Origin of the sequence: Streptomyces sioyaensis (assembly GCF_004122735.1) — a bacterium.
Taxonomy (GTDB): Bacteria; Actinomycetota; Actinomycetes; order Streptomycetales; family Streptomycetaceae; genus Streptomyces; species Streptomyces sioyaensis.
On the sequence record NZ_SDIF01000018.1, the window covers coordinates 1 to 11,243 of the forward strand.

The 11,243-nt window shown below is 71.9% G+C and carries 1 protein-coding gene; it reads right to left on the reverse strand.

The window, feature by feature from the left end:
- Positions 1-11,216 (reverse strand): type I polyketide synthase (locus EST54_RS35285; protein WP_129246881.1); only part of this gene is annotated, 11,216 nt, incomplete at its 3' end.
- Positions 11,217-11,243: the final 27 nt, after the last annotated feature.

The following is an 11,243-nucleotide window of genomic DNA, read 5'->3' on the forward strand; positions in this document are numbered from 1 at the left end:
AACAACCCCCACAACTCCTCCGGCGACCCCACCCCACCAGGGAACCGACAACTCATCGCCACAATCGCCACCGGCTCATCCGGCGATATCGTCACTGCCGGAGCTACGGCTCCCGCATCGGCCGTGTCGTTGCCATCGGACAACTCGCCTTCCAGGTAGCGAGCCACCACCAGCGGAGACGGGTAGTCGAAGACCAGAGTGGCGGGCAGCGGCAGCCCCGTGGCTGCCTGCAGATGGTTGCGCAACTCCACGGCGGTGAGGGAGTCGACACCAAGGCCCCGGAAGTCGCGTGTGGGCTCGATCGCCTCGGGGCCGGGGTGTCCGAGGACCAGTGCCGCCTGGGTGCGTACGAGTTCCAGCAGCTCGGCTCGCCGCTCGTCCTGGGACAGCGGGGCAAGCCGGGACCGCAGAGCGTCGGCCGGTGTCAGCTCCACCGCCGAGGAGACCGCGGTACGACGCGCACTTCTCCCCAGCAGCCCGCGCATGAGCGGCGGAAGAACGCCCGCGGCATGCTGCTCTCGCAACATCGTGTGATTCAGCTGCACCGGGACAACCACGGGTACGGCGGTGTGTCGAGCGGCGTCGAACGCCTCCACACCGCGCTCCTCGGTGAAGGGCGTGATGCCGCCGCGTGCCATGCGCTGGAGGTCGGCTTCGCTCAGTTCGCCGGTCATTCCCGCGCCGGGCGCCCACGCACCCCACGCCAACGACCGTGCCGGCAGCCCCGACCCGCTACGCCGGCACACCAGGGCATCCACAAACGCGTTCGCCGCCGCATAGTTGGCCTGGCCCGCGCTGCCGAAGGTTCCCGCCACCGACGAGAACACCACGAACTCCGCCAGGTCCGCACCACGCGTCAGCTCGTCCAGATGCACCAGCGCATCCACCTTCGGCGCCAGCACCGCGTCCATGCGTGCGGGCGTCAGTGAGGACAGCATGCCGTCGTCGAGTACGCCGGCGGTGTGGACGACGGCGGTGAGGGGGTGATGCTTCGGTACGGAGTCCAGCAAACCGCTCAACGCCTCACGGTCGGCGATGTCGCAGGCAGCGACCTCGACCTCCGCGCCGAGAACACGCAGTTCATCACGCAACTCGTCCACACCAGGAGCCGCCGGGCCCCGACGGCTGGCCAACAGCAGGTGCCGAACCCCGTGCTCGGCCACCAGATGCCGGGCCACCAACGCACCCAGACCACCCGTACCCCCCGTGACCAGGACCGTCCCCTCCACATCCAGCGGAACCGGCATACTCAGCACGACCTTGCCCACATGCCGCGCCTGACTCAGATACCGGAAAGCCTCAGGCGCCCGCCGCACATCCCACGCCGTCACCGGCAACGGCTCCAGCACACCCCCCTCGAACAACTCCCGGACCTGCGCAAACATCTCCCCGATCCGGTCCTCGCCCGCCTCCATCAGATCGAACGCCTGATAGCGCACACCATCGTGCTCCGCCGCCACCCGCTCCGGCTCACGGATATCGGTCTTGCCCATCTCCAGGAAACGACCACCCCGCGGCAACAGCCGCAGCGAAGCATCCACGAACTCCCGCGCCAGCGAATCCAGCACCACATCCACACCCCGGCCGCCGGTCTCCGCCAGGAACGACCGCTCGAAGTCCAGATCACGCGACGAGGCAATATGCGCCTCGTCCAGACCCAGCCCCCGCAAGGTGTCCCACTTGCCGGGGCTCGCCGTCGCGAACACCTCCGCGCCCAGATGACGCGCCAACTGCACCGCAGCCATGCCCACACCACCGGCACCGGCATGCACCAGCACCGACTCACCCGCCCGCAACCCACCCAGCTCCACCAGCGCGTAATACGCCGTCAAAAACACCACCGGAACCGAGGCCGCCTGCGCGAAGGACCAGCCCTCGGGAACACGGATCACCATCCGCTCATCCGCCACCGCCACCGGACCGAAGGCGTACGGGAACAACCCCATCACCCGGTCACCCGGCATCAGGCCCACGACACCGGGGCCCGTCTCGGTCACGACGCCGGCGCCCTCCAGACCCAGCGCGCCCGCGTCACCGGGGTACGTGCCGAGGACGTTGAGCACATCGCGGAAGTTCACACCGGCAGACCGCACCGCGATGCGCACCTGTCCCGGCTCCAGCTCGTCCCGGACCTCGGGGCGCCGCACCAGGCGCAGGCTCTCCAGCGTGCCCTCGTCGGCGTTTTCGAGGCGCCATCCGTCCTGCGGCAGGCACGGCATCGACAGCTCGTCCCGCCGGATGTTCGTGCTCAGCCTCGGCAGGTAGGCCGTGCCTCCCCTCAGGGCGAGTTCGGGTTCACCCGAGGCCAGGGCGGTCGGCAGCGCTGCCAGCGAGGCGTCCGTGCCGTCGACATCCACGAGCACGAAGCGGTCGGGGTGCTCGACGCGTGCGGCACGGACGAGGCCCCAGACCGCGGCCTGAGCGGGGTCGGGCTGTTGCAGTTCCGCCGGAACGGCGTTCCGTGTCACCACCACAAGTCGGGTGGTGGAGCGGCGCTCGGCTTCCGTCCATTCCTGTAGGCAGGCCAGCGCCCGACTCGTGGCGGCCCGTGCGGCCGCGGGAGTTCCGTCAGGTTTTCCGATGAGGGCGTCGAGGCGCAGCGCGACGAACGGAGGCATCGCATCATCGTCCGGTGCGGAGCCGCGGTCATGGAGATCGCCGCGATCCCCGAGATCACCGAGATCCCGGAGATCCGCGAGATCGACGAGGTCGACCGGCTCCGCGGCGGTCTCGGGCACGCGAGTCCAGTCGACCCGGTACAGGGCATCGGAGTGGGTGCTGCCCTGCCAGGCGCGGCTGAACGTCTCAGCCGTCATCGGCTGCCGTGTGAGGGAAGCGATCTCCGCCACCGGCTGTCCTACGGCATCCGCCAGCTGGAGCGACAGCCCGCCGTCCGCACTCGCCGAGATACGTGCCCGCAGCACGGTGGCTCCCGAGGCGTACAGCTTCACGTCCTGCCAGGAGACCGGCAGTTGTCCGAGTACGGCAGTCTCGTCCGCTTCGAGTGCCAGGGCATGGAGGACGGTGTCCAGCAATGCGGGGTGCAGCCCGAATGACGAGGGCTCCGATGATTCGGGGAGCTCCACCGTGGCGAAGACGTCGGCGTCCCGCCGCCAGACGGCACGCAGCCCGCGGAAGGCGGGGCCGTAGGCGATCCCGGCGTCGGCGAAGGCCTCGTAGAGACCGTCCGTCGGGACGGACTGCGCTCCTTCCGGGGGCCAGACGGCGAAATCGAAGGTCTCGCGGTGAGCGGCCGCTCCGAGCAGGCCGGTGGCGTGCCGGACCCATGGTTCCTCCGCGACGCCGGTGCTCCCGACGCGGCAGGAGTGGAGGGTCAGTGCGCGGGTGCCGTGCAGGTCCGGCTCCTCGATGCGCATTTGCAGCTGGACGGATTCGTGGGCCGGGAGCACCAGGGGGGCTTCGATGGTCAGCGACTCGACGTGGTCGCAACCGGCCTGGTCGGCGGCGCGGAGCGCGAGTTCCAGGAAGGCCGTACCGGGAACGAGGAGGGAGCCGTCGACGACGTGGTCCGCGAGCCACGGGTGGTCCTGCGCGGAGAGCCGACCGGTGAAGACGACGGAGTGCGAGTCGGCGAGGGTCATGGTGGCCCCGAGCAAGGGGTGCTCGGCCGCCTGCAATCCCGCCGAACCGAGATTGGTGGCGTTGGTGTGGGCGAGCCCGAGCCAGTAACGCTGGTGCTGGAAGGCGTAGGTGGGCAGTTCGACCTGGCGCGCGCCGGTGCCGGCGAAGAGCGTGGCCCAGTCGACGGGGACGCCGCGGGCATAGGCGTGGCCGAGTGCGGTGAGCAGCCCGGTGGCCTCCGGACGGTCCTTGCGGAGGGCGGGGACGAGGAGCTGGTCCGCGCCTGCGTCACTGTCGAGGCACCCCTGCGCCATGGCGGTCAGGGTGCCGTCCGGCCCGATCTCCAGGAACCGGGTGACCTCGTGCTCCGCCAGCCACCGGATGCCATTGGCGAAGCGGACGGCTTCGCGGACGTGCCGCACCCAGTAATCGGGAGACGTCAGCTGATGCGACAGGGCGAGCTCGCCGGTCACGTTCGAGACCACCGGGATACGCGGTTCCTCGTACGCCACGCTTTCCGCGACGGCACGGAACTCGTCGAGCATCGGCTCCATCAGCGGCGAGTGGAAAGCGTGACTCACCGGGAGCCGCTTCACCTTCCGACCCTCGGACTCGAAACGCCCGGCGATGTCCGCCACCGCGGATTCCTCGCCGGAGATCACGACCGACTTCGGGCCGTTCACCGCGGCGACACTCACCCGCTGCTCCAGGCCCTCCAGCAGCGGCAGCACCTCGTCCTCGGCGGCCTGGAGAGCGACCATCGCCCCACCCGCCGGCAACGCCTGCATCAGCCGTCCGCGTGCCGCCACCAGCCGACACGCGTCCTCCAGCGACAGCACGCCCGCCACATGTGCAGCCGCCAACTCCCCGATGGAATGCCCCACCAGGAAATCCGGCCGGACGCCGAAGGACTCGACGAGCCGGAACAGCGCCACCTCCACCGCGAACAACGACGGCTGAGTGAAACCGGTCCGATTCAGCGCCTCGGCATCGTCGCCGAACACCACACCCCGCAGTGGCGTCGCCAACTCGCCGTCGAAGTGTGCGCACACCGCGTCAAACGCATCCGCGAAGACCGGGAAGGACTCGTACAACTCCCGGCCCATTCCGGGTCGTTGTGCCCCTTGGCCGGTGAACAGGAAGGCAAGGCTGCCTTCGGAGGTGGCCATGCCTTCGGCGATGTTGCCCTGCGGCTCGCCGCGGCCGAGGGCGTGCACGCTGGCGAGCAGCGTTTCCCGGTCCTCGCCGAGTACGACGGCTCGGTGTTCGAACGGCGATCGGGTGGTGGCGAGCGAGAGTCCGACATCCCGCAGGTCGAGGGCGGGGTGGGCGGTCAGATGCGCCGCCAGGCGCTCTGCCTGCGCCCTGAGCGCCGCCTCGGTGCGTCCGGACAGGACCCAGGGGACGAGGGCCGGTGCGGGCGTCCGGGTGGCTGCGCCCTGGGGCTCGTACTCGGGCTCGTCCTGGGATGCGTCCTGGGGTTCGTCCGTGGGGGGCTGTTCGAGGATGACGTGGGCGTTGGTGCCGCTCACGCCGAAGGACGAGACACCGGCCCGGCGGGGCCGGTCTCCTTCCGGCCATGGCATGTCTTCAGCCAGCAGCCGTACCTGCCCGGTCGACCAGTCCACGTGCGAGGACGGGTGCTCCGCGTACCGCGTCCGCGGCAGGACGCCGTGCCGGAGGGCCTCCACCATCTTGATGACACCGGCCACACCGGCTGCCACCTGCGTGTGGCCGATGTTCGACTTCACCGAACCCAGCCACAACGGCCGGTCCTCGTCGCGGTCCTGGCCGTAGGTGGCCAGCAGTGCCTGGGCCTCGATCGGATCGCCCAGGGTGGTGCCCGTGCCATGGCCCTCGACCGCATCGACGTCCGATGTCGTCAGGCCCGCGCCGGCCAGTGCCTGCCGGATGACCCGCTGCTGGGAGGGGCCGTTCGGGGCGGTGAGGCCGTTCGACGCACCGTCCTGGTTGACGGCGGAGCCGCGGACGACCGCGAGCACCTGATGGCCGTTGCGCCGGGCGTCCGAGAGGCGCTCCACGAGCACGACGCCGGCGCCCTCACCCCAGATGGTGCCGTCCGCGGCGTCGGCGAACGGCTTGCAGCGGGCGTCCGCGGCAAGGCCCCGCTGCCTGCTGAACTCGATGAACGCACCGGGCGTGGACATCACGGTGACGCCGCCGGCGAGGGCGAGGTCGCAGTCGCCCGAGCGCAGGGACTGTACCGCCAGGTGCAAGGCGACCAGCGACGACGAGCATGCCGTGTCCACGGTCACCGCGGGCCCCTCCAGGCCCAGGGCATACGCCACGCGGCCGGACACCACGGCGCCGGAGCTTCCGGTGAGCAGATGGCCCAGGAGGTCGTCGGGCATATCGACCGAACCCGACCCGTAGCCCTGGTAGCCGCAGCCCACGAAGAGTCCGCTGCGGCTGCCCCGCAGCGAGAGCGGGGCGATGCCGGCCCGTTCGACGGCTTCCCAGGAGATCTCCAGCAGCATCCTCTGCTGGGGGTCCATCGCCAGGGCCTCGCGGGGTGAGATCCCGAAGAAGCCGGGGTCGAAGTCGCCGGCGCTGCGGACGAATCCGCCCTCGCGCACGTAACTGGTGCCCGGGCAACCGGAGTCGGGGTCGTAGACGGCGTCGATGTTCCAGCCGCGGTCGTCGGGGAAGGGCGTGATGGCGTCGCCGCCGTCGGCGATCAGCTTCCAGAGGTCCTCCGGTGACCGTACGTCCCCCGGATAGCGGCAGGCCATGCCTACGATGGCGATCGGTTCCCCGTCATCCTGGACGGGCTGCGCGAGGGCTGCGGTGTGCTGCTCGCCGAGATCCCCCAGGAGTTCGGCGCGCAGATGACGTGCCAGTGCCGTCGGCGTCGGATAGTCGAAGACCAGCGTCGGGGACAGGGGCAGCGCGACGGCCGTGGAGAGGGTGTTGCGCAGTTCGACGGCGGTGAGGGAATCGGTGCCGAGTTCCTGGAAGGTGCGGGTGGTCTCGACGGCGTCGGGGCCCGGGTATCCCAGTACGGTGGCGGTGGTCCGGCGTACCAGGCGGAGCAGGTGTTGTTCCTGTTCGGCGGGGGTGCGCAGGGCGGCGAGGAGGGTGCGGACGTCGTCGGTTCCGGTGTCCTGGGCGGGGTTCTGGGCGGCGGCTTCGGGCAGTTTGCGGAAGAGCGCGTTGCGGCCCGCGGGGAACAGGTCCCAGTCGATGTCGGCGATGACGAGGTGTGTCTCGCCGTGGTCGAGTGCCTGGTGCAGCGCGACCAGGGCGGTCTCCGGCTCCATGGGCGGCAGGCCCGCGCGGCTGAGCTTGGCGCGCAGGGTGGGGTCGGCCGCCATGCCGTCGTGTGCCCACGGGCCCCAGGCGACGCTGGTCGCGGGCAGGCCCTGGGCCCGCCGGTGCTGGGCGAGGGCGTCCAGGCCGGCGTTGGCCGCCGCGTAGTTGGCCTGGCCGGCCGCGCCGAGGGTGCCCGCGATGGAGGAGAAGAGGACGAACGCGGTCAGGTCGTGGGCGCGGGTCAGTTCGTGGAGGTTGGCGGCGGCTTCGGTCTTGGGGCGCAGGACGGTGGCGAACCGCTGCGCGTCCATGGTGGCGAGGGTACCGTCGTCTAGTACGCCAGCGGTGTGGAAGACGCTGGTCAGGGGCTGGTCTTCGGGGAGGGAGGCGAGGAGTTGGGCCAGTGCGTCGCGGTCCGCGGGGTCGCAGGCGGCGAGGGTGGTACGGGTGCCGTGTGCCGCGAGTTCGTCGACGAGGTCCTGGGCGCCCGGGGCGTCGGGGCCCCGCCTGCTGATGAGCAGCAGGTGCGCGGCGCCTTCGCGGGCCAGTTGGCGGGCGAGGGCGGAGCCGATGGTGCCGGTGCCTCCGGTGATCAGCGTGGTGCCGGCCGGCGTCCAGGCGGACGAGCCGCGGGGCCGTTCCGGGCGGGGGGCCCGGACCAGTCGGCGGGCGAAGAGGCCGGAGGCGCGGAGCGCGAACTCGTTGCCGTTCTCGGTGTCGTGGCCGGGGGTGTGGAGCACCGCACAGAGTCGGTCCAGGGCGCGTTCGTCGAGCTGTTCGGGCAGGTCGACGAGGCCGGTCCAGTGGTCGGGGTGTTCGATGGCGGCGCTGCGGCCGAGGCCCCAGAGGGTGGCCTGCCCGGGGGCGCTGAGCGGGTCGGAGCGGCCGATGCTGACGGCGCCCCGGGTGGCGGTCCACAGCCGGACGGGGGCGTCGGTGCGGAGCAGTGCCTGGACGAGCGCGCCGGTCAGGGTGAGGGCGGCAGGGGTGTCGGGGTGGTGGGGGTGGCGGGCGCTGCCGAGGCCGAGGAGGGAGAGGACGTGCAGCTCGTCCGGGACATGAAGTTCGTCCGGGTCGCGGTCCCGGTCGGGGGTCTCCTCGATGCGTTGCGCGAGGTGGTCGGCTTCGGCGCGGATCTCCTCGATGCGTTGCGCGAGGTGGTCGGCGTCGGCGTCCGGCGGCAGGCTCAGGGTGGTGACGGTCGCGCCGTGCCCGGTCAGTGCGGTGGTGAGGGCGGCCGCGACGGGCCGGTGGTGTTCGCCGTCCGTGTCGGGGACGAGGAGCAGCCAGTGGGCCGGGGCGGTCGGGGCGGGCTGGGCGTCGACGGGCTCCCAGTGCTCCGCGTACCGCCAGGTCCCGGCGGTGGAGTGCTGTTGCCGGTCGCGGTGGAAGGCCGCGAGGGCGGGGACGACCGGTTCGAGGAGGGAGCGGTCGAGGCTGAGGCTGTCGGCGAGTTCGGGCACGTTCTGCTGCTCGACGGCGGTCCAGAACGCGGAGTCGGCCGGCCGGCTGCCGGGCGTGTCGTCGGCGGGTGCGGAGTGCAGCCAGTAGCGGGTGCGCTGGAAGGCGTACGTGGGGAGGTCGACGCGGCGCGCGCCGGGCAGCAGGGCGGCCCAGTCCAGGGGGACGCCGGAGACGTGGAGCCTGCTGAGCGCGGTGAGCAGGGCGACGGCCTCGGGGGTGTCCTTGCGGAGGAGCGGGGTCAGCAGTCTGTCGCCGTCGGGCAGGCAGGCCGCGGCCAGCGCGGTGAGGGTGCCGTCGGGACCGAGTTCGACGAGCCGGGTGACGTTGCGGTCGGCGAGGGCGCGGACGCCGTCGGCGAAGCGTACGGCCTGGCGGGCGTGGCGTACCCAGTAGTCGGGGCTGCACAGGTCGTCGGCGGTGGCGAGGCGGCCGGTGACATTGGAGATGACGGGTATCTGCGGCCGCTGGTAGGTGAGTTCGCCGGCGATGGCGCGGAGCTCGTCCAGCATCGGGTCCATGAGCGGCGAGTGGAAGGCGTGGCTGACCCGCAGTCGGGAGACCTTGCGTCCCAGGTCCCGGAAGTGGCCGACGAGGGTGTCGACGGTGGCTTCGTCGCCGGTGATGACGGTGGCGTCGGGGCCGTTGACCGCGGCGATGCTCACGCGGTCCGCGGTGTCCGCCAGCAGCGGCCGCACCTCGGATTCGGTCGCCTGGAGGGAGGCCATGGCGCCGCCGGGCGGGAGCGCCTGCATCAGCCGTCCGCGGGCCGCCACCAGGCGGCAGGCGTCCGGGAGGGACAGCACGCCGGCGGTGTGCGCGGCGGCGAGTTCGCCGATCGAGTGGCCCATGACGACGTCGGGCTTGATGCCCCAGGAGCTGAGCAGCCGGAAGAGGGCCACTTCGAAGGCGAAGAGCGCGGGCTGGGTGTGTCCGGTGCGGTCCAGCAGTGCCGCGTCGTCGCCGAAGACGGTGGATCGCAGCGGCTGTCCGAGCTCCGGGTCGAGGTGGGCGCAGGCGGCGTCGAAGGCGTCGGCGAAGACGGGGAACGTCTCGTACAGCTCGCGGCCCATGCCGAGACGCTGGGCGCCCTGGCCGGTGAACAGGAAGGCGGTCTTGCCGCGGAGCGGGGAGCCGCTGACGGCGCCCGCGGCGTCCGGGCCCTCCTCGGCGAGTGCGGTCAGCTTGCCGTGCAGATCGGCCGGGTCGGTGCCGAGCAGCACCGCACGGTGTTCGAAGGCCGACCGGGAGGTGGCGAGCGAGTAGGCCAGATCGTGCGGGTCCGCGTCGGGGTGGCGCTCCAGGTGTGCGCGCAGACGGCCGGCTTGTGCCCGCAGGGCGTCCACACTGCGGGCGGAGAGCACCCACGGGAGGTGCGGAAGTCGGGCCGGGGTGTGGTGCGGGGCGGCTTCGTCGGCCGTTTCCCCGGACAGGGCGGCGGTTTGCCCGGCCACCGCGGCCGTTTCCCCGTCCACCGCGGCCTGTTCCCCCGCGGCCGGGGGCTGTTCCGGGGCGTCCGGGGACGGGGTCCGGTCCTCCGGGGCCTGTTCCAGGATGGTGTGGGCGTTGGTGCCGCTGATGCTGAAGGAGGAGACCGCGGCGCGGCGCGGCCGGTCACCGTCCGGCCAGGTCACGGGCTCGGTCAGCAGCCGGACGCGGCCCGCCGACCAGTCCACGTGGGTGGAGGGCCGGGTGGTGTGCAAGCTCTGCGGCAGGATGCCGTGCCGCAGGGCGAGGACCATCTTGATCACGCCGGCCACACCGGCGGCCGCCTGGGTGTGCCCGAGGTTGGACTTCACCGAGCCCAGCCACAACGGCCGGTCGGCCGGGCGGTCCTGGCCATAGGTGGCGAGCAGTGCCTGCGCCTCGATCGGGTCGCCCAGCGTCGTACCGGTGCCATGGGCCTCGACGGCGTCCACGTCGGCGGCGGTCAGCCCGGCGCCGGTGAGCGCGGAGCGGATCACCCGTTGCTGTGCCGGGCCGTTGGGGGCGGTGAGGCCGTTGGAGGCGCCGTCCTGGTTGAGGGCGCTGCCGCGGAGCAGGGCGAGCACGGGGTGGCCGTTGCGGCGGGCGTCGGAGAGCCGTTCGACGAGGAGCATCCCGGCGCCCTCGCCCCAGCCGGTGCCGTCGGCGTCGTCGGAGAACGGCTTGCACCGGCCGTCGCGGGCGAGTCCGCCCTGCCGGTCGAACTCGACGAAGGCGGCAGGGGTGGACATGATCGCCACGCCGCCCGCGAGGGCGAGGTCGCATTCGCCCGCCCGCAGGGACTGTGCGGCGAGGTGCAGGGTGACCAGCGAGGAGGAGCAGGCGGTGTCGACGGTGACGGCGGGGCCTTCGAGGCCGAGAGCGTAGGCGACCCGGCCCGAGACGACGCTTCCCGTGGTACCGGTGAGGATGTGTCCCTCGACGCCCTCGGGGACGTTGCCGCGCAGCCCGGAGCCGTACTCCTGATTGCTGCAGCCCGCGAAGACGGCGGTCCGGCTGCCGCGCAGCGTCATCGGGTCGATGCCCGCCCGCTCCAGTGCCTCCCAGGACACTTCCAGGAGCAGGCGCTGCTGCGGGTCGGTGGCCAGCGCCTCGCGCGGGCTCATCCCGAAGAACTGCGGATCGAACTCGTCGGCGGTGTGCACGAAGCCGCCGCGGGTGGTCGTCACGTCGAGGGCGCCCAGGTCCCAGCCCCGGTCGGCGGGGAATTCGGACAGCGCGTCGACGCCCTCCGCGAGCAGCTGCCAGTAGTCCTCGGGGGTCTGCACTCCACCGGGGAAGCGGCAGCTCATGGCGACGATGGCGAGGGGTTCACCGGCGGCGTCGACCAGCTGCTGGTGCTGTTTGCGCAGCCGGTCGTTCTCCCGCAGCGAGGCCCGGAGGGCTTCGACGATCTGATCCGCGGACGTGGCCATTGGTCAGCTCTCCATCATTCCGGCTTC